Source organism: Acinetobacter sp. R933-2 (assembly GCF_030325485.1).
In the GTDB taxonomy this organism is placed as follows: domain Bacteria; phylum Pseudomonadota; class Gammaproteobacteria; order Pseudomonadales; family Moraxellaceae; genus Acinetobacter; species Acinetobacter sichuanensis.
This window is the reverse complement of the sequence record NZ_JACAIJ010000001.1, coordinates 365949-386499: the sequence shown is the minus strand read 5'-3', so window position 1 is coordinate 386499 and position 20551 is coordinate 365949. Positions and strand designations below refer to the sequence as shown.

Annotated in this window: 15 protein-coding genes and 1 tRNA gene; 6 read left to right on the top strand and 10 right to left on the bottom strand. The window is 36.9% G+C overall.

Annotated elements, in window-relative coordinates:
• Nucleotides 1-171: 171 nt before the first annotated feature.
• A complete protein-coding gene (locus tag HX005_RS01920; RefSeq protein ID WP_286376099.1) occupies nucleotides 172-1632 on the bottom strand; it encodes an ATP-binding protein in 1461 nt (486 codons plus the stop codon).
• Nucleotides 1633-2010: 378 nt separating this feature from the next.
• Nucleotides 2011-2775: an osmolarity response regulator transcription factor OmpR gene (ompR, locus tag HX005_RS01915; RefSeq protein ID WP_107007182.1), complete on the bottom strand. Its 765-nt coding sequence runs from the start codon at nucleotides 2773-2775 to the stop codon at nucleotides 2011-2013.
• A 635-nt stretch (nucleotides 2776-3410) separates the two neighbouring features.
• Between ompR and HX005_RS01910 the strand changes: the two genes are divergently transcribed.
• Together HX005_RS01910 and HX005_RS01905 are read left to right on the top strand one after the other, a co-directional pair.
• Nucleotides 3411-5798, top strand: coding sequence for a Tex family protein (locus HX005_RS01910; protein ID WP_286376098.1), 2388 nt, complete (start codon nucleotides 3411-3413; stop codon nucleotides 5796-5798).
• 286 nt (nucleotides 5799-6084) lie between these two features.
• On the top strand, nucleotides 6085-8271 hold the full coding sequence (locus tag HX005_RS01905) for a solute carrier family 23 protein (RefSeq protein ID WP_107007180.1): 2187 nt from the start codon (nucleotides 6085-6087) through the stop codon (nucleotides 8269-8271).
• 63 nt (nucleotides 8272-8334) lie between these two features.
• On the opposite strand, the gene HX005_RS01900 is transcribed toward HX005_RS01905, so the two are convergent.
• Both HX005_RS01900 and HX005_RS01895 read right to left on the bottom strand, forming a co-directional pair.
• Complete coding sequence (locus HX005_RS01900) at nucleotides 8335-9222, bottom strand: SDR family NAD(P)-dependent oxidoreductase (protein WP_107007179.1); 888 nt, start codon at nucleotides 9220-9222, stop codon at nucleotides 8335-8337.
• A 234-nt stretch (nucleotides 9223-9456) separates the two neighbouring features.
• A complete protein-coding gene (locus HX005_RS01895; RefSeq protein ID WP_107007178.1) occupies nucleotides 9457-10734 on the bottom strand; it encodes an O-acetylhomoserine aminocarboxypropyltransferase/cysteine synthase family protein in 1278 nt (425 codons plus the stop codon).
• 343 nt (nucleotides 10735-11077) lie between these two features.
• Between HX005_RS01895 and ettA the strand changes: the two genes are divergently transcribed.
• Nucleotides 11078-12739: an energy-dependent translational throttle protein EttA gene (ettA, locus tag HX005_RS01890; RefSeq protein WP_107007177.1), complete on the top strand. Its 1662-nt coding sequence runs from the start codon at nucleotides 11078-11080 to the stop codon at nucleotides 12737-12739.
• A gap of 115 nt (nucleotides 12740-12854) precedes the next feature.
• Here the strand turns inward: ettA and HX005_RS01885 are convergent, their stop codons facing one another.
• Both HX005_RS01885 and HX005_RS01880 read right to left on the bottom strand, forming a co-directional pair.
• Nucleotides 12855-13253, bottom strand: a complete 399-nt coding sequence (locus HX005_RS01885) for a tetratricopeptide repeat protein (protein WP_107007176.1) — start codon at nucleotides 13251-13253, stop codon at nucleotides 12855-12857.
• 198 nt (nucleotides 13254-13451) lie between these two features.
• A complete protein-coding gene (locus tag HX005_RS01880; RefSeq protein WP_107007175.1) occupies nucleotides 13452-13790 on the bottom strand; it encodes an SEL1-like repeat protein in 339 nt (112 codons plus the stop codon).
• A 524-nt stretch (nucleotides 13791-14314) separates the two neighbouring features.
• Here HX005_RS01880 and HX005_RS01875 point away from each other — a divergent pair.
• Nucleotides 14315-15262, top strand: coding sequence for a cation diffusion facilitator family transporter (locus tag HX005_RS01875; protein ID WP_286376097.1), 948 nt, complete (start codon nucleotides 14315-14317; stop codon nucleotides 15260-15262).
• Nucleotides 15263-15289: 27 nt separating this feature from the next.
• On the opposite strand, the gene HX005_RS01870 is transcribed toward HX005_RS01875, so the two are convergent.
• From HX005_RS01870 to HX005_RS01855, 4 genes are all read right to left on the bottom strand, one after another.
• Nucleotides 15290-15631 (bottom strand): hypothetical protein, encoded by a 342-nt coding sequence (locus HX005_RS01870; protein ID WP_107007173.1) that lies wholly within the window; start codon nucleotides 15629-15631, stop codon nucleotides 15290-15292.
• 108 nt (nucleotides 15632-15739) lie between these two features.
• Nucleotides 15740-15815, bottom strand: a tRNA-Glu gene (locus HX005_RS01865).
• 90 nt (nucleotides 15816-15905) lie between these two features.
• Nucleotides 15906-17414: a glutamate--tRNA ligase gene (gene gltX / locus HX005_RS01860; RefSeq protein WP_107007172.1), complete on the bottom strand. Its 1509-nt coding sequence runs from the start codon at nucleotides 17412-17414 to the stop codon at nucleotides 15906-15908.
• 139 nt (nucleotides 17415-17553) lie between these two features.
• Nucleotides 17554-17862 carry a hypothetical protein gene (locus HX005_RS01855; RefSeq protein ID WP_107007274.1) on the bottom strand — a complete coding sequence of 103 codons (309 nt, stop codon included), beginning with the start codon at nucleotides 17860-17862 and terminating at the stop codon, nucleotides 17554-17556.
• 374 nt (nucleotides 17863-18236) lie between these two features.
• On the opposite strand from HX005_RS01855, the gene HX005_RS01850 reads away from it, so the two are divergent.
• Nucleotides 18237-19235, top strand: a complete 999-nt coding sequence (locus HX005_RS01850) for a sulfate ABC transporter substrate-binding protein (RefSeq protein WP_107007171.1) — start codon at nucleotides 18237-18239, stop codon at nucleotides 19233-19235.
• Between the two features lie 241 nt (nucleotides 19236-19476).
• Nucleotides 19477-20493: a sulfate ABC transporter substrate-binding protein gene (locus tag HX005_RS01845; RefSeq protein WP_107007170.1), complete on the top strand. Its 1017-nt coding sequence runs from the start codon at nucleotides 19477-19479 to the stop codon at nucleotides 20491-20493.
• Nucleotides 20494-20551 lie beyond the last annotated feature (58 nt).

Here is a 20551-nt window from a genome sequence, read left to right as displayed (position 1 = left end):
ATTGTACCGCCCTAAAAGTAAATTGTGCATGCCTCTAATGCTAAGGTCTAATTTTTTCAGTAAATGTGGGTATAAATTTTGGTGATGGTTTTTAAGTTGCTATTTTAAAAGGAAATAATAGTACCTGTTTGTTAAACAAACAATACTAAGTGTTTCTTTATTGAGCAATAGTTAAAAACGATCACTCAATGTTTGTTTAATCTTTTGAATTGGATTGTGATTTGGATTTTCTTCTGGCTCTACTGGGGAAATGGGTAAGGAAATAATTGCCTGTAAACCGCCTTCTGAACGATTGTGAATATCGAGTTGACCCTGATGAATATCGACAATTCTTTTTACAATAGCCAAGCCTAAACCACTGCCTTGTACAGTTCTTGCAGCATTTCCACGTACAAAAGGTTGCATCAGATCTGCAATTTGATCTTCAGGAATCCCTTCACCATGATCTGAAACACTGATTTTAATTTGCTCACCTTCTACATAGGCAGCCAGTTCAATCGGTTCAGCTCCATAGCGTTTTGAGTTATTAATCAAGTTACCAATCAGACGTTTTAACGATAATGAGCGGGCTGTAATTGTTGGAATTTCATGTGGAGTAAAACGGATATCTAAAGGTTTAAACTGAATGCTGAGCTCTTGCAAAAGGCTGTTGATATCCGTTTCTTGTAATTCTTCATCTGAACCATCACGCATATAAGAAATAAACTGATTTAAAATTGCATCCATATCCTCAACATCATAAATTAAGCCTTCTTTTAAAAAGTCTTCGTCAGGCATCATTTCAGCACTTAAACGAATACGTGTCAGTGGGGTACGCAAGTCATGAGAAATCCCTGCGAGCATGATTTGACGATCACGTTCAGTTTGCTCCAAGGTGTAAATCATATGGTTAAATGCTTGGTTTACTTCACGAATTTCTTGAGGTCCATGGTTGGTTTCCAGATAGGGCGCTTTTCCTGTTTTACTGTAGCTATTTGCTGCATTTTGCAAACGGCGTAATGGTCGATTTAACTGTCGAACCAAGGTCAAAATAATGGCTGCTGCAATGAGTGGAATACCCAAAAGCCAACCTAAAATGAGTTCAGGGCTATAATTTGCATAGGTTTTTAATGGCTCACGAACCCAATTGCCATTCATTTCAGGTGTTTGTACCCAAATACGTGGGCTTGGTTTAAATTGGAAATACACAGTTACATCTTTCATATCGAGTTCTTGTGCTAATTGATGCTCGATACGATTAGTAAAAAAGTCAGCAATCACTTTATCTTTTACATTTGGATATTCTTTAGGATCAGTGATGTATTCAACACCTACCCGCTGTTTTAGCCATTCATCAATATCAAGTTGAACTTCATCATGATAAATCTGCAAACGTGGGTTATTGACCATTTCTAATTCAACTGCTAAAAAACGTGCATGTTGTTGAATTTCAGGTAAATACAAGGTTTTCCAAAAAAACCACAAAGACATAAATAAACTGAAAAATACGACAAATAAAACCAAAACTGTTGTGCGCATGGCTGCCGAACGCGGTTTGATTTTATCGAGGAAACGTTCCCAAGGTGTACGTTTCTTTTCTTGATAAGCAGAAAATTCTGAAAAAGCTTGTGGGTCGATTGGATCTAATTTCACAGTGGCATTCCAATGCTGTGCAATATTTTGATTGATTTCAGTGTAATGTACGTGGCGTGTAGGTCAAGATCAAATATGTTGGGTTGTGCTTGTTTCAGCCATTATTGATAGCCAATCGTAAGATTGAGATGAGCTAGAGCTAAACTGAAAATAATAGAAATGAGCTTGGTTAAAATTAACTTATTAAATAAAATCAAAGTACTTAAGCTAGATAGAAGTAATGAACTAATGGTAAAAAGTTGCTCAAATGCAAAACTATAATGATTGTTATTGGTAGAAATTGATCAACCTAAAAGCAAAAAAATGCTGATGATATTCAAACTAGAGAATAGGATCAGCACTTTTTTACATAGACTCATAGCAATGAATCAGAGTGACTTATTCAGCACCATCTGGAACAAAGACGTAGCCCACACCCCAAACCGTCTGAATATAACGTGCACGTGCAGGATTTTCTTCAATCAAGCGACGTAAACGAGATACTTGAACATCAATAGAACGTTCCATTGCACCCCATTCACGACCACGCGCCAGATTCATCAGTTTATCGCGAGTCAAAGGCTCACGTGGATGCTGTACTAAAGCCTTGAGTACAGCAAATTCACCTGTCGTTAAAGTCACAACCTGACCTTCGCGCGTCAAGGTACGTGTAGATAAATCTAATGACCATGGACCAAATGAAACCACTTCAACATTTTGACTTGGTGCGCCTGGTACTTCACGCACTTGGCGACGTAAAACTGCACGAATACGTGCCAACAACTCATTTGGGTTAAATGGTTTTGGTAAATAGTCATCAGCGCCCGCTTCTAAGCCAGCAATACGGTCTGAGTCACTACCACGTGCGGTTAGCATGATGATCGGTGTGTCAATGTTAGATGAACGTAAACGACGACAAATGCTTAAACCATCTTCTACAGGAAGCATGAAGTCTAAAACAATCAATGAAAATAATTCACGTTGTAATAAACGATCCATTTGAGTGGCATCGTGGGCTGTTTTCACCACAAAGCCTTTATCTTCCAAGAAACGCTGCAAAAGGGTACGTAAACGCACATCATCATCGACAACTAAAATGCGTTCGACACGGTCAGTTTCATTTTGTACGACATCTGTATTTTCAGCAGGTACAACTAAACTCATGATGCACTCCCTTAATGTTGTAAATTATAAATATCGTAATCTCAGTATAATGCCTAAGTTCTTGTTAAGACTATGTATCAATTTGCTCAAAATTACAATTCTAAGCCTGTTTTTAAACCAAAAAACAACACCAAGCAATATTTAGAATGATTCTATGTTTATAAATAAAAAACGTGATCTATTGCAAACAAAATTTTCAAGTATTTTAGTATAAGTATTTCTTTCAATGGATGTAATTGAAACTTTATTGTCATCTGAAACCGTGTTGTGATATTGGAAATATTCATAAAACAAGAATGATTGAAATATATCACTAAAATAAACGATTATAGATGAGATTTTTTCTCATTTAAATGCAAGATCATCGCCTCTTTTGCCACGATTTAACTGCTTAAAATTGCTTTTCTGGACAAGAATAACGAAAAAGAATGAAATAATCGAAGCTGTCAGTCACATTAAATAAAAATATAGATGATAAAATAATGCCAGAATTATGTGATTACACGATGAAAAAACCAGAAATATGACCTTTTATCAATTTTTTCACTACTAATTTGCAAAACAATTGTGGATTTTATGGTCTTGGTCTTTATAATCACTAACTTTTAGTCCTTATCCTTGTGGAATTAAACACGATGACTGACTTAGTTCAGCAGTTGGCAAGTGAGCTTGCCGTACGAACAAACCAAGTAGAAGCTGCCATTAAACTGATTGATGAAGGTTCTAGTGTTCCATTTATTGCACGTTACCGTAAAGAAGTAACGCAGGGTTTAGATGACATTCAACTACGTCAACTTGACACACGACTCGTTTATTTACGTGATTTATTTGAACGCCGTGAAAAAGTCATTGAGTCGTTAAAAGAACAAAACAAATTATCTGATGATCTACTTGCACGTGTGAATGCAGCAGAAACAAAAAATGCATTAGAAGAAATTTACGCACCGTACCGTCCAAAACGTACCAGTAAATCATTTAAAGCAAAAGAAGCAGGGCTTGGTGCTATTGCTGAAAAAATTATTGCAGAAAATGTGGATCCAACTGAAGCATTGGCAGGTTTTAGCCATGAAGATTATGCCGATGTTGAAAGCCAACTTGATGCCATTCAGCACATTATTATTGATGATTGGGCGCAAAATATTGCGTTGACTACAGAGCTAAAAGCAACATTTGCAAAAACTGCGGTGCTAAAAAGCTTAGTGGCTTCAGATGAGAAAAAAGAAGTTGGTAAAAAATTCCGTGATTACTTCGATTTCTCTGAAAACTTAAATAAAGTCCCTTCACATCGTTTATTGGCGATGCTCCGTGGTCGTCAAGAAAATGTTTTAGGTTTAAAAGTGGATGGTGAAGACAATGCACCATTGACACGTATTGAAACTGAATATGATTTAGAGACTGTACAGCCACAATCTCGTCAGGATTTCCTAAAACAAACTGCGAAATTATTTTGGTTAGGTAAAGCTCGTCCAACGATTGAGCATTCATTGTTAACTGAAAAACGTCTTGCTGCCGAATCAGAAGCGATGGACGTTTTTGCAGAAAACTTACGTCATTTGTTACTTTCTGCACCTGCGGGTTCACGTACAACATTGGGTGTAGACCCTGGTATTCGTACTGGTGTGAAACTGGCTGTTGTGTCTAACTCAGGCGATGTTTTGGCACACAGCACAATCTATCCATTTGCGCCGAAAGAAGACAAAGAAGGTTCAATTGCTGAACTTGCTCGTCTTTGCCGTGAATACAATGTTGATTTAATCGCCATTGGTAATGGTACTGCAAGCCGTGAAACTGAAGCTGTGATCGCTGAAATGATGGCTGCAAATGCTGATCTGAAAATGACTCGTGTGACTGTGTCTGAAGCAGGTGCGTCAGTGTATTCAGCGTCAGAATTAGCATCTGCTGAGCTTCCTGAACTTGATGTTTCGATTCGTGGTGCAGTGTCTATTGCACGTCGTTTACAAGATCCTTTAGCTGAACTTGTGAAGATTGATCCTAAATCGATTGGTGTAGGTCAGTATCAACATGATGTGAACCAAACCAATTTGGCGAAAACACTTGATGCAGTGGTTGAAGACTGTGTGAATGCGGTTGGTGTTGATGTAAATACTGCATCTCCTGCAATTTTGGGTTATATCGCAGGTTTGAACAAAGCCATTGCGCAGCAAATTGTGGAATTCCGTAAAGAAAATGGTCGTTTTGATAATCGTCAAGCATTGAAAAATGTGCCTCGTTTAGGTGAGCGTACCTTTGAACAAGCGGCAGGTTTCTTGCGTATTCAGGATGGTTCTGAGCCATTGGATGCATCTTCTGTTCACCCAGAGTCTTATGGTTTAGTGAACAAGATTGTTGAAGCGAAAGCGACGACAGTGAAAGACATCATTGGCAATACTGAAATCATTCGTCAGGTCAATGCTGAAGAATTTGTTGATGAAACAGTAGGTTTACCAACGATTCAAGACGTATTAAGCGAACTGGAAAAACCAGGTCGTGACCCACGTCCAGAATTCCGTACAGCAAAATTCCGTGAAGACATTACCCAAGTCAGCCAATTGACCGAAGGTATGCAGCTTGAAGGTGTGATCACGAATGTGACGAACTTCGGTGCATTTGTCGATGTGGGTGTGCATCAGGATGGTTTGATTCATATTTCTGAACTTGCCAATGAATTCGTTTCTGATCCGCATAAAGTGGTGAAACCTGGTCAAATTGTTCAGGTTCGTGTATTGACTGTGGATGCTGAACGTAATCGTGTCAATATGTCGATGCGTCCTGAAGGTTCAGAAGCGCCAGCGAAAGCACCACGTCAAAAGCGTGAGTTTAATAATGCTAATGGCGAACAACGTGGCGAGCGTAAACCTCAGGGCAAACGTCCTCAAGGTGATCGTCCGCAACATGCACGCCATGACAATAAAGACAAAGCACCACGTCATGACAAAAAGCCTCAGGTAGCAAAACCACAGGAAAATAAAATTGGTGGTTTAGGTGCGTTGTTGTTACAAGCAGGCATTAAAGGTTCTAAATAAGTAACAGAACTGTAGTGTAAAAAATGTTAAATAAAAAAGCCTCTTTTGAGGCTTTTTTATATTTTAGCTAAACTAATTCTTTAAAATTTAATGATAAGTGATTCAAATTTTTAGTAAAAAATGTTAAATTAATAAATAAAATAAATGAAAAGAGGGGGGCATTTTTCAATTATGTTTTATTTTGATTAAACATATTAATTAAAAATAAATAGCCATTGTTATGTCATCAATTTTGCAATGGAACAAACACATTTTATATATTTTGACTTAAACAATAGAGAACAAAATGAGTCACGAATCTAGCGTTAATAAGAAGTTTTATCCGAGTGATTTACTTTCAGGATTAGTTGTTTTTTTAGTTGCTTTACCTTTATGTTTAGGAATTGCCAGTGCTTCTGGAGCACCATTGATTTCAGGCATTATTGCAGGGGTGATCGGGGGGATTGTTGTTGGTTTTTTAAGTGGCTCACATATTAGTGTATCAGGACCTGCCGCAGGTTTGGCTGCTATTGTATTGACGCAACTTGATCATTTAAATGGAAATTATCAAGCATTCCTATTTTGCCTTGTACTGGCTGGCATACTACAAATGGTTTTTGGGGTGTTGCGTGTTGGTACATTTTCAAATTTTATTCCAACAAATGTTATTTTGGGATTGTTAGCAGCGATTGGAATTATTCTCATTTTAAATCAATTTCCTATTTTGGTTGGCTTGGAGATTAGCTTATTAAAAATGAGTTGGCTTGCAAATACTGAAAGCATTTTGAATAAATTTGATGCAGGCGCATGTTTAATTGGCTTAATCAGTATCGCAATTATTTTATTGTGGGACAAATCACCACTCAAAAAACTGCCATTACCTTCAGCATTACTTGCAGTGATGGTAGCAGGTGGATTGAACTATTTATTTACTTTATTTGGCTCAAGTTTAGCTGTACGTTCTGAACATTTAATCCATTTACCCAATATTATCAGTGGTACTGAAACAATTTTTAGTTTTCCTGATTTTTCTTATTGGAATAATAGTGTGATTTATACAGGAGCAATTACTTTAGCTGTGGTTGCTTCTTTAGAAACATTACTTAATCTTGAAGCTGCCGATAAAATGGATCAGCAAAAACGTACCTCACCACAAAATAGAGAATTATTGGCGCAAGGTGTTGGTAATACTTTATCAGGCTTGATTGGTGGTATGCCGATCACCTCAGTGATTGTGCGTAGTTCAGTCAATGCGACCAGCGGTTCAAAGACCAAAAATTCTGCGATTTTTCATGGAGTTTTGTTGATTGTAGCGCTGTTAGTTTTAACCCCTCTGATTAATTTAGTGCCACTTTCTTCCTTAGCGGCGATCTTAATTTTAACGGGTTTTAAGTTGGCAAGCCCTCATTTATTTAAGCGCTTATATTCACAGGGATGGAAGCAATTTCTTCCATTTATTGTCACTGTGGTTGCAATTGTTGCGACAGATTTGTTGGTTGGTATTATTATTGGCTTGGTGTTAAGTGCTGTGATTATTTTAAAAAATAATTTAAAGCGCGGTGTTCGTATTATTCATGAAACGCATTTACATGGTAAATTGACCCGTATTGAACTTGCACCGAATATTAGTTTTTTAAATCGTTCCGCACTGGTTTCTGCTTTAGATAAAATTCAGGATGGTGAAACGGTTATTGTTGATGCATCAAATACTTACTATATAGATCCTGATGTTTATCAAGTCATTAAAGATTTTAAAGATGAGAGAGCACAAAAACATCAAATTAATTTTAAATTGATTGGTTTCAAATCGCATTATCCAGAAATTGTAGAAGAGGAACTGGATATCAATGTTTCGACCTCTGAGGTACAGCGTCAGTTGACCCCATCGCAAGTATTGCAGTTGCTCAAAGAGGGTAATCAGCGTTTTGTGAATCATGAGCGTTTGCATCACAATATTGCACGTCAGATTCAAGTCACTTCGCAGTCTGGTCAGCATCCATTTGCGGCTGTTTTAGGTTGTATGGATTCACGTGCACCAACAGAACGAATTTTTGATGTGGGGATTGGTGATTTATTTAGTTTACGTATCGCTGGTAATATTGCAGGGCAAAAGGTTTTGGGATCGTTGGAATTTGCTTGTAAAAGTAAAGGATCAAAGCTGATTCTTGTGTTGGGGCATACTGACTGTGGCGCAGTGACTGCCGCATGTCAAATGTATCAACAAAATATGGATATTAAACAAGTTAAAGAGACACCAAATGTACAGTATTTTTTAAAACCAATTATGCAAGCTGCTGAAACTGTACATAAAGAAATGACAACGTATCAGTTAACTTCTAATTTTGTACATGCTGTTACTTTGACGAATGTTAAAAATAATATTGCTTATATTTTACAAAATAGTGATGTATTAAGAACCATGGTTGAGCAAGGTGAAGTGGGTATTATTGGTGGAATTTATGATGTAAATACAGGAAAAGTCGAATTTCTTTGATCTTAATGTGCTTCAAAAAAAACCGCCTGTAGGCGGTTTTTTTTAGATTTAAGAAAAAGAATATTACCAGTGCTCGCCCGGAAATAAACGTGCATATGCTTTTTGCACGAGATTTAACTTTTCCTTTTTACCTACCGAAGCACTTGAACTTGGGAATAAATTAAAGCCAATCGACATCAGTTTATTATTAATATCTGGTGCAATTGAATAAGTAATAGAGGCTAAACGTCCAAGATGGGTGGCAACTTTTTTCGGACGTTTTACAATCGCATATGCCACTAAGTCTGCTGCTTGTTCAGGAGAAAGCGTAGGAACATATTTATAGATTTTGGTTGGTGCAATCATGGGTGTGCGCACCAAAGGCATATAAACAGAAGTAATGGCAATTTTATGTGAATGTACTTCAGCAGATAAACAGCGGCTAAAAGCATCTAAAGCAGCTTTGGAAGCGACATAAGCAGAAAAACGAGTCGCATTTGCTAAGACACCAATGGAACTGATATTGATGATCTGTCCATCTTTACGATGCATCATTTGCGGTAAAATATTCAAAACTAAGCGTACAGCACCAAAATAATTTAACTGCATGGTGCGTTCAAAATCATGAAAACGATCAACAGATTCGTGTACTGCACGACGAATTGAACGTCCAGCATTATTAATTAAAATATCAATATGATCTACAGAGGCGATAATTTGTTTAGATACCGCATCAATTGCATCCATATCATTTAAATCACATGGAAAAATATCAGCTTTTCCGCCATTGGCTTGAATATCGGCTTGGACTTCTTTCAGTGTTTCTTCTGTGCGCGCAACTAAAAGTACATGTGCTCCTGCTGCTGCAAGCTGTTTTGAAACAGTCAATCCAATACCACTCGATGCGCCTGTAATTAAAACGACTTTATCCTGTACTTTTTGTTGGAAAAGCTGTTGTAGTTTCTTATTCATATTTATTTCCCTGTAAATTAAATATGCAATGAAATTATGGGTGGGTGATCAATAAATTGAGCGGCAAGTTTAACCGAAAAAACAAGAAACACTATAAATAAATATATGAATACAAAGTAATTTTTAGAGTAAAAGCTCTATTTTTTAAATTTTTATAATAGAATGATCAACATACATGGAGTATGACTAAAAAGCAAAAAAGACCTGAGTTCAGGTCTTTTAAGTGTGTGAAAACTATACTTTGTCGAGTGCTTGTGCCAAATCTGCAATTAAATCATCAATATGTTCAATCCCGACAGACAAGCGCACCATATCAATGCTGACGCCCGCAGCTTTGAGTTCATCTTCATTGAGCTGGCGATGGGTCGTTGTCGCAGGGTGACATGCCAGACTTTTTGCATCACCGATATTTACTAAACGAGTGAACAGTTGCAAGGCATCAATAAAGCGAGTTCCACCTTCACGCCCATCCTGTACACCAAAGGATAAAATCCCTGATGGTTTGCCTTTGACATATTTTTGAGCCAAAGCATGCTGAGGATGATCCGTCAGACCCGCATAGTTGACCCATTTTACTTTAGGATGTGATTTTAAATATTCAGCGACTTTCTGAGCGTTATAGGTATGACGCTCGATACGCAAGTTCAGTGTTTCCAAACCTTGTAAAATTAAAAATACACTGAGTGGGCTGATTGCAGCGCCTGTATTACGTAGTGGCACCACACGTGCACGTGCAATATATGCCGCTTCGCCTAAAGCTTCCACATAGTTGACACCATGATAACTTGGATCAGGCGTATTCAGTACTTTAAAACGTTCAGGATATTTACCCCAAGGGAATTTACCGCTGTCTACAATCGCACCACCAATCGAGTTGCCGTGACCACCAATATATTTGGTCAATGAATGCACCACAATGTCCGCACCATGTTCAAATGGTTTGAGTAGGGCAGGTGTAGCAACGGTATTGTCTACGATCACAGGTACACCGTATTCATGGGCAATTTTTGAAATCGCTTCAAGGTCAATGATATTGCCCAATGGATTACCAATTGATTCAACAAAAACCAATTTGGTTTTTTCATCAATTAAGCCACGTAAAGCTTCAGGATTTTGATAATCGAAGAAACGAACTTCAATGCCTTGTTTAGGCAATGTATGGGCAAACAGATTATAAGTTCCGCCATAAAGTGTTGAAACCGATGCAATATTGTCACCTGCTTCTGCAATGGTCTGAATTGAATACGTAATGGCAGACATACCCGAAGCCAAAGCCAAAGCCCCAATGCCCCCTTCAAGTGCAGCAAGACGTTGCTCTAAAACAGCAGTGGTTGGGTTCATAATACGGGTATAAATATTGCCCTGAACTTTCAAGTCAAACAAATCTGCGCCGTGTTGAGTATCATCAAAAGCATAAGAAGTGGTTTGGTAAATAGGCACAGCCACAGCTTTGGTGGTGGCTTCTGGTGAATAGCCTGCGTGAATGGCGAGGGTTTCGTCCTTATATGTCATGGTTATATCATCTTCGTGAGTTAAATATAAAAATCAGTTTAGCATTTATGAATATGAAATAAAGCGCAAATATTGCGAATATTTATCACAAAAAATCATATAGATAATTATCCGTCATTAAATCATGTAAAGTGTTCAGTCGGTCAGGTTCTGTTTTAAATTTAAGCACAAGAATTGTTGTAACATTCTATGCCATATGAATGACATGCCTTATGTTTTCAGGACTTTCATCGTATAATGCAGCGATTGATTTTTTGCTCATTGAGCAGGGAGTTGGCAAATGCTTTGAATTTTAAAGCAGAATGCAAACTCCACCATTTGGTTTTCTATTGAGGAGTCCTGCGTGGCCCAATATATTTACACGATGAACCGTGTGTCGAAAATGGTTCCGCCTAAGCGCGAAATCTTAAAAGACATCTCTTTATCATTCTTTCCAGGTGCAAAAATTGGTGTGCTTGGTTTAAACGGTGCAGGTAAATCAACCTTACTCCGTATTATGGCTGGCGTAGATAAAGATTTCTCAGGTGAAGCACGTGCTCAACCGGGCATCAAAATCGGCTACCTTGAGCAAGAGCCACCTTTAGATGAAACAAAAGACGTGCGTGGTAACGTTGAAGATGGTTTACGTGAACCATTGGATGCTTTGGCTCGTCTTGACGAAGTATTTGCTGAATATGCGGCTGAAGATGCTGACTTTGATGCACTTGCAAAAGAGCAAGAAAAGTTGGAAGCCATTATCCATGCGTGGGATGCACACAACTTATCGAATCAAATGGATCAAGCGGCGGCTGCATTAAACCTACCTGCTTGGGATGCAGATGTATCTAAGTTGTCTGGTGGTGAGCGTCGCCGTGTTGCATTATGTCGTTTATTGCTGTCTAAGCCAGACATGTTGCTTCTGGACGAACCGACGAACCATTTAGATGCTTCATCTGTTGCTTGGTTAGAACGTTTCCTTAAAGATTTTGCGGGTACAATCGTTGCGATTACGCATGACCGTTATTTCTTAGACAACGTAGCTGAGTGGATTCTTGAGCTTGACCGTGGTATGGGTATTCCTTATCAAGGTAACTATTCTTCTTGGTTAGAGCAGAAAAATGCCCGCTTAGAGCAAGAGAATAAGCAAGAAGAATCTTTTGCGAAAGCATTGAAAAAAGAACTTGAATGGGTTCGTTCAAATGCCAAAGGTCAGCAAAAGAAAAACAAAGCACGTATGGAACGCTTTGAAGAGCTTAACTCACGTGAATTCCAACAGCGTAACGAAACTTCTGAAATCTATATTCCACCTGGTCCACGTCTGGGGAATAAGGTTGTAGAAGTTGAAGGCATCAGCAAATCATTTGGTGATCGTACGCTTTATAAAGATTTATCATTCGTTGTACCACCTGCTGCAATTGTCGGCATCGTGGGTGAGAATGGTGCAGGTAAAACCACACTATTCCGTATGATGACGGGCGAGCAACAACCAGATACAGGTTCTGTGGTGTTGGGTGAGTCAGTTAAAGTCGCTTATGTCGGTCAGATTCGTGACACGCTGGATAATAACAAAACTGTTTGGGAAGAAGTTTCTGGCGGTCTGGATATCCTGCGTATTGGTGAATATGAAATTGCATCTCGTGCGTACATTGGTCGCTTTAACTTTAAAGGTCAGGATCAGCAAAAACGTGTAGGTCAGTTGTCAGGTGGTGAGCGTAACCGTTTACAACTTGCAAAAATCCTGCAAATGGGCGCAAACGTGATCTTACTCGATGAACCATCAAACGACTTGGACATCGAAACCTTACGTGCACTTGAGGATGCGATTCTTGTATTCCCAGGTACTGTGATGGTGATCTCGCATGACCGTTGGTTCCTTGACCGTATCGCAACACACATCTTGTCATTTGAAGGTGAAACACCTGAATTCTTCACAGGTAACTATGCCGAGTTTGAAGAATACCGTCGCAAACGTGATGGTGATGATCTTGTTGCCAAACGTCAAAAGTATCGCAAAATTGGTGTTTAATCCCTTCTTTTGAAATTAAAAAAACCAGCCTTCGAGCTGGTTTTTTATGATATGAAATTTATCAGTTTGAATGATCTATTAGCATCATCATGGTAAGCATCACAAAATAATGATTTTAAGAAGGTCGTATTATTTTTGAAATTTCGTGCTGTGCTTCAAGATGACCTTGATCTGCTGCTAAATTTAACCATCTTAAAGCTTGTATTTCGTTCGAATCTAGACCGAGCTGACCATTTAAGTACAACATACCAAGTTTAAATTGTGCGGTACTATAGCCTTGTAAGGCTGCATTTAAAAAATACCAAACAGCATTGCGTTGATAGCTATCTTGATTTTCCTCAAGTTTTAAATTAGAAATGGCTGAGAAGCTATTTAAAGACAAATGTTCAAAATATTTCGCACGTTGATAACTTAAAAAGGCTCCAGAAAAATGCTGCGCTTGTAGAGCAATACGTGTTGCTAAATAAGAAAGAATAGATTTTTTTATATGATTATGTAATTTATTAAAATCCATTTTATTGTACTCGCCAGACAATAAGTTATTAAATATGAGAAAGCAAAAAAATAATATTTTCGCTTTCTCAGATGTTTTTTTGGCAAATCTTATATTAAGCTTTGCCAAATTGAGAATAATATTTTTATTTTAAACTTTTTGCTTAAATTATCCTTGATATTGACCCATATCAGAATAATTAAATTCGGTTTATGACGATTATGAAAATGCTAATTGATTATATGCTTTTTTAAGTTCTTCCTTCGCAAAAGGGTGACCTTGGTGTGCTGCTTGTTCAAGCCATTTTTCGGCATGAATATAACTGCGATCTAAACCGAACTGACCATTCAGATAGTTCAATCCCATTTGATATTGGGCTTCTTGATCACCACGTAAAGCCGCACGTAGGTATCCCCACATGATGTTACGAGTATTTTGTTCATCTGCTAAAGCAGCGTGTAATGGGTGCTTAATTGAGACCTCATCTTTCATATTGGTTGGAGCAATTGAATGTGATGAATTATTTCCCAAAAAGCGTTTTAAAATATGTACTAACATATAAACCTCCTTGCTAATCCATTAACAAAGCTATGAAATATCAAACTAGAAATTTAGTTTGTATATGTCTAATGTATCTATTTTTTTATGTTTTTCAAATAATAAATTGTAATTTGTCAATATATAAATGTATGAGTTTTTATATAAAAGGATAAAAGGTATGTAAATTGATTGAATATTCAATCAATTAAAGTGCATTATATAAAGCAGTGAGACTTAAAAATGGTATTTAATCAGTTTATTTAAATAGAAAAAATTGTAAAATAAATCATAAAAAATATGATTTTAAATATTATATCTTATTATTTTGTAATATTTTTTTATTTAAATTCAACTTAAGGTTAAATTTTTATTTAAAAAATCAGTGACTTATATTTCATTTATCCAGAAAAACGTGAATAAGAACATGAATGAAAAAGGTTGAAATTTAATCATTGGAAATGGTTTATTTTAAATATTGAAGCGCTACAATCAAAGTGGTTTAAAAAAGATCTATCTATATGAATTTTAGTTGAGGAAGATCAATGGCTGAGCATCATGGGCATGATCATAGTCATGCAGTCGTTACCGAAGAAAATGCAAAAAAACTGACTTTTGCACTCATACTCACCACCACTTTTTTAATTATTGAAGTGATTGCTGGATTTATAACGCAAAGTTTAGCGTTATTGTCTGATGCAGCACATATGTTTACTGATGCAGCAGCACTGGCGATTGCTTTGGTGGCGATTAAAGTGGGTAAGTTACCTGCGGATGATAAGCGAACTTTTGGTTACCAGCGTTTTGAAATTTTAGCTGCTTTATTTAATGCATCTATGTTGTTTATGGTTACAATTTATATCCTTTATGAGGCTTTTCAACGTTTTAGCAATCCTCCTGAAATTCAAAGCTTAGGCATGCTTGCCGTTGCTGTTGTAGGATTAATCATCAATTTAATTTCTATGAAAATACTCATGTCGAGTGCTAAAGACAGCTTAAATGTCAAAGGTGCTTATTTGGAAGTTCTGAGTGATGCTTTGGGTTCGGTGGGTGTGATTATCGCAGCGATCTTGATTTATTTCACTGGATGGGTATGGCTAGATACCATTATTGCAGTATTGATTGGTTTTTGGGTTTTACCTCGAGCATGGGTGTTGTTAAAGCAAAGTATCAATATTTTGTTAGAAGGTGTACCTGAAGAAATTGATATTGAAAAATTGCGACAAGATCTATTGGCTTTAAAAGGGGTTGAGAATATTCACCAACTGAAAGTCTGGGCGATTACATCAAAAAATGTCCATTTAACGGTTCACCTTTTTGCACCAAAAGCAGATCGTAACTTACTTTATCAGGAAGCTTTAGAATTACTTAGTCATGAGCATGGTATTACTGAAATGACTTTGCAAATCGAAGATGATGCTTGTGCTGTGCATTCACATCAGCCTGATATAGCGCATGATCAAAAAGATTCTGGACACTCACATCCACATTAAGTTGATGTGAGTCTTTATTTTTATAGATTAAATATGCCAATCGTGCTGGCATTCACGACATTTCCAGTGTTTGTTGGCACTCATAAATGATTGCATGGAGATTTTAAAATCGGGCAGATCACGCCAGAAAAAAATCCCTGCAACAACACAAAGTAAAAAAACGACCACAGTTGCAATTTGTAGGGTTTGACCTGCGCCATCGCCAAATAACCATAATGCAATACTGATAATGACCAAGAGTAATAAAACAAAAATTGCTGGAATTAAGACAACAAGGCTTTTAGGTACAACAGGGCGTACTGCTGGGGTTTGTGCATCAGCAACAGGTAAAATTTTAGGGCTTTGACATTTTGGGCAACGATACTGCATTACAACTCCACAAATATTTTATTATTTTGATTTTAGCGGATTGTCATCAAAATCAAAAATTTTTGGCAATAAAAAAGCCACTGAATATGTCAGTGGCTTTTTTGAATTTGGCGTTCCTACGGGGATTCGAACCCCGGTTACCGCCGTGAAAGGGCGATGTCCTAGGCCTCTAGACGATAGGAACTTGTGAGGCAACAGGATAAGTTTTTCAACCGTCTCTCTGTATGGGCGCTATATTAGGGATATAATGCCCATGCGTCAACTAAAAAATAACTTATGCTTCATCAACTGCATCATTTTTCGGCAATTTTAAGCTTTCATTGAGTTTTTCCCACACTTTTGCTTCTTTTTTGCTCGGACCACCAACAATTTCTAAAGCATGGCGTAAACGAGCAAAGGTAAGATCAGGACCTATAGTTACCATAGATTGCATTACTGGGGTTGATGAAGTTGAACCTGCAATGGCAATAAAGAATGTTGGCATAAAGTCACGTAGTTTAATTTCCATTTGGTTTGCCAAGTCCATTAAGGTTTGGCTCACCGTGTCATTATTCCATGTGAACATACTTTCTAAACGCCAAATTGCAAATTGTAAGCTTTGACGAACTTGTTCTTCAGAGAGTTTTTTACTTGCAAACTGTTCTTTGCTAATCGTTGGAAATTGGTTGAAATAGAAACCTGCCCAATTGACTGCTTCAGAAAGTAAATTAATACGAGGCTGAATTGCAGCAGCAATATCTTCTAAAGTTTGACGGTCAGATTTCCATGCCAATAAGGTATCTAAAAGCTCAGCAGGACTTAAGCCTTTGATCCATTGACCATTCAACCAATTGAGTTTTTCAACATCAAAAATTGGACCACCAAGCGACACACGTTGAATATCAAAATGCTCAATCATTTCAGCTAAAGTAAATTTTTCACGCTCATCTGGCATTGACCAGCCCATACGTCCTAAATAATTCAGCAAGGCTTCTGGTAATACACCAATATTTTTATAGTAGTTGATAGAGGTTGGATTTTTACGTTTAGAAAGTTTAGATTTATCTGGATTACGCAATAAAGGCATATGGCACAGTACTGGCATTTCCCAACCAAAATATTGGTAAAGTAATTGATGTTTTGGTGCGGATGGAATCCATTCTTCACCACGAATAACATGTGTGATTTCCATTAAGTGGTCATCAACTACGTTCGCAAGATGGTAAGTTGGTAAGCCATCTGTTTTAAGTAGAATTTGCATATCCACTTGTGCCCATGGAATTTCTACTTCACCACGTAGTAAGTCACTAAATTTGCAAATTCCTTCAGTTGGAATTTTCATACGAATAACGTGTGCTTCACCTGCCGCTAAACGACGCTGAACTTCTTCTTCTGATAATAATAAGCCACGACCATCGTAACGAGGCATTTCACCACGTGCTTGTTGTTCTGCACGCATTTGGTCTAGTTCTTCAGTCGTTGCAAAACAGTAAAAAGCATGACCTTTTTCAACTAAATCAAGTGCATATTGCTTATAGATTCCCATGCGTTCAGATTGGCGATAAGGTGCATGTGGTCCACCAATATCTGGACCTTCTGACCAGTTAAGACCTAACCAACGTAAAGAATCCAAAATCATTTTTTCTGATTCAGGTGTTGAACGTAGCTGGTCAGTATCTTCAATACGTAGAATAAATTCACCGCCATGTTGCTTTGCAAAACAAAGGTTAAACAAGGCGATATATGCTGTTCCTACATGAGGGAAGCCTGTTGGAGAAGGTGCAATACGAGTACGGATGGTCATAATCAACTATTATTCAGAATGTAAATTAGGGCTATTATAACGAAAAAGCCCAATCGCTTAAGGGTTAATTCACCAATAAACAATCGGGCATATTCATTCTTTGGGGGAGAATAACTTAGAACACTAAAATATATTTAAATTAAGAGTTATGTGGCTGGAAAATTGCTTGTACAAAACGTGAAAAGCGTTGATGTTGCTCTGCTAAAAAGTTTTGCGAAGCTGTTCCTTTTAATGATGCAAAAACTTTAAGCTCGTCTTGGGTCGAGATTAATTTATTGTCACGTTTTTGCTGACTTAATGCTTTTTCAATTGGAGATTGTTTTTCACTAATCACTGAAGATGAATTAACAGGTGTTGGATTTGTTGAAATCGCAGCTGCTTGAGTGACTTGTACGCTTAAGCCTAAAGTAAGACCTAAAGCAAATAATTTTAAGCTATGTTGTTTCATTGTCATATCCCCCCACCAAGGACATTATTCTTCATTAAGATTTTTCTATCACGCTGCTATTTTAACCATAAATAGTCACAATATGTACAATAGCGTCACATATTATTACAAAAATGACATTATTGGGCAGTTTGAATCAAAATTTGCTGTTCAATTGTAAGAGCGCACTATTATTAGCAAACAAATGTGTATTTATTGTGAAGGAATATACATTTTAGCTGCAACTTTTCAAAGTTCTATTTTGTATAAATAAGTCTGTATAAATGATATCTAAATAATAGATATAAATCTTATTTATTGATATAAGTTTATGATTGTAAGGTGAAAAAATAAATAATAAAGTGCTAAAAATTAAATTTAAAATGTGAATTGAAATGAAAAAAATTATACTTGTAAGTTTGTTGAGTTTTGTTGGGCTAAATAGTGTCAGTGTATATGCTACAAAAGATTTCTTAAATGTTTCTTATGATCCTACACGTGAATTTTATCAAGAATATAATAAAAGTTTTGGGCAGTTTTGGAAGTCTAAAACAGGGCAGGATATTGAATTTAAACAATCACATGGTGGCTCTGGTAAACAAGCACGTTCTGTGATTGATGGCTTACAAGCTGATGTAGTGACTTTGGCTTTAGCAAATGATATTGATGAAATAGTGAAAGCAGGATTAATTGAAAAAGATTGGCAAAAGGAGTTTCCAAATAATTCTGCACCTTATACATCCACAGTGGTTTTTTTAGTGCGTAAAGGTAATCCTAAAAATATTAAAGACTGGAATGATTTAACCAAACCTGGTGTGGAAATTATTACACCAAATCCTAAAACAGGTGGAGCACCACGTTGGATTTATTTATCAGCTTGGGGTTATGCGCTGAAGCAACCAGGTGGTAATGATGCAAAAGCACGAGAATTAGTGAAAAACTTATATAAAAATGTCAAAGTTTTAGATTCGGGTGCACGTGGCTCTCTAACAACATTTGCTGAACGTGGCATAGGTGATGTTTTATTATCTTGGGAGAATGAAGCAATTTTGGCGACTTCAGGACCAGATAAGGATAAATATCAAATTATTTATCCATCTATTTCAATTTTGGCAGAACCTTCTGTGGCAATTGTTGATAAAAATGTTGATAAAGATGGCAATCGTAATTTAGCCAAAGGTTATTTAAACTATTTGTATTCACCACAAGGGCAAGAATTGGCGGCGAAATATCATTTCCGTCCTCGTAATGCTCAAGTTGCTGCAAAATATGCAGCGAAATTTCCAAAAATTAAATTATTTACAATCAATGATGTATTTGGAGGATGGGCGAAAGCGCAGCAAACTCATTTTGTGAATGGTGCGATTTACGATCAAATTTCATCTGAAAAGTAAATAAAAACTTTAAATCGAGACTGGCAAAACAGAATATTTCTATATTCTGTTTTTGTATAAGTAAAGCTGAAAAACCTATAATGTGGATATATAATAATTTTAATTGGATTTTTATAAATAAAACAAACAATTAACACTTTAGTAATCTATAAAGTGAATTTGCTTTTTAAATTATTAAATTGCGGTTTATCTCTTGATTTCATATATTTATCATAATTCAAGATTTTAATGCTGAAACGTCATGAAAGCTCAAATTAAGACATGGCTGCAAGTTGCATTACTTGCAACAGGTGTTGCTGTTACTTCAAATGCAACCCAAGCAGCCGATCGTCAATTTTTAAATGTATCTTATGATGCAACACGTGAATTTTACGATGAATTTAATAAGTCTTTTGGTGCATATTGGCTTAAAAGAACAGGTAAAACTGTTGATTTTAAACAGTCGCATGGTGGTTCAGGTAAGCAAGCACGTGCAGTTGTCGATGGTCTCAATGGTGATGTTGTCACTTTAGCCTTAGCAAATGATATTAATGAAATTGTAAAATCAGGTCAGATTAATGCGGGTTGGGAAAAAGAGTTTCCTTATAACTCAGCACCTTATACTTCAACGATCGTTTTTATGGTGCGTAAAGGCAACCCTAAAAATATTAAAGATTGGACTGACTTAACAAAATCAGGTGTGCAAATCATTACTCCAAATCCAAAAACAGGTGGCTTACCACGTTGGATTTATTTATCTGCATGGGGATATGCTTTAAAACAACCAGCTGGTAATGATACGACTGCTCGTGATTTTGTTTCTAAAATGTACCATAACGTAAAGGTGATGGATCCTGCGGCACGTGCATCTATGACAACTTTTGCTGAGCGTGGCATAGGTGATGTATTACTGACTTGGGAAAATGAAGCCATGATCAGTAAAAAAACCTTGGGTGATAAGTTTGATATTGTGTATCCATCTATGTCAATTTTAACTGAGCCATCAGTTGCAATTGTGGATAAAACAGTCGCAAAAAATGGAAATAAATGGTTAGCAACAGGTTATATCAACTATTTATATTCGCCAATTGGTCAGGAAATGGCGGCAAAACATTTTTATCGCCCACGTAATGAAAAAGTTTTAGCAAAATACGCAAAACAATTTCCTGCATTAAAAACATTTACCATTGATGAAGTCTTTGGTGGATGGGCAAAAGCACAACAGACACATTTTGTAAATGGTGGTGTGTTTGATCAGATTTATAATGCAAAACGTTAATTTTTAGGCGTTTTAAACCTCCATACGTGGAGGTTTTTTATTTGATAAATTGAGTAGA

Excerpts from the sequence above, each read along its gene's own strand:
- ompR (WP_107007182.1), bottom strand. The coding sequence starts at position 2,775 with ATGAGTTTAGTTGTACCTGCTGAAAATACAGATGTCGTACAAAATGAA.
- HX005_RS01910 (WP_286376098.1), top strand. The coding sequence starts at position 3,411 with ATGACTGACTTAGTTCAGCAGTTGGCAAGTGAGCTTGCCGTACGAACA.
- HX005_RS01905 (WP_107007180.1), top strand. The coding sequence starts at position 6,085 with ATGAGTCACGAATCTAGCGTTAATAAGAAGTTTTATCCGAGTGATTTA.
- HX005_RS01900 (WP_107007179.1), bottom strand. The coding sequence starts at position 9,222 with ATGAATAAGAAACTACAACAGCTTTTCCAACAAAAAGTACAGGATAAA.
- HX005_RS01895 (WP_107007178.1), bottom strand. The coding sequence starts at position 10,734 with ATGACATATAAGGACGAAACCCTCGCCATTCACGCAGGCTATTCACCA.
- HX005_RS01885 (WP_107007176.1), bottom strand. The coding sequence starts at position 13,253 with ATGGATTTTAATAAATTACATAATCATATAAAAAAATCTATTCTTTCT.
- HX005_RS01880 (WP_107007175.1), bottom strand. The coding sequence starts at position 13,790 with ATGTTAGTACATATTTTAAAACGCTTTTTGGGAAATAATTCATCACAT.
- HX005_RS01875 (WP_286376097.1), top strand. The coding sequence starts at position 14,315 with ATGGCTGAGCATCATGGGCATGATCATAGTCATGCAGTCGTTACCGAA.
- HX005_RS01870 (WP_107007173.1), bottom strand. The coding sequence starts at position 15,631 with ATGCAGTATCGTTGCCCAAAATGTCAAAGCCCTAAAATTTTACCTGTT.
- gltX (WP_107007172.1), bottom strand. The coding sequence starts at position 17,414 with ATGACCATCCGTACTCGTATTGCACCTTCTCCAACAGGCTTCCCTCAT.
- HX005_RS01855 (WP_107007274.1), bottom strand. The coding sequence starts at position 17,862 with ATGAAACAACATAGCTTAAAATTATTTGCTTTAGGTCTTACTTTAGGC.
- HX005_RS01850 (WP_107007171.1), top strand. The coding sequence starts at position 18,237 with ATGAAAAAAATTATACTTGTAAGTTTGTTGAGTTTTGTTGGGCTAAAT.
- HX005_RS01845 (WP_107007170.1), top strand. The coding sequence starts at position 19,477 with ATGAAAGCTCAAATTAAGACATGGCTGCAAGTTGCATTACTTGCAACA.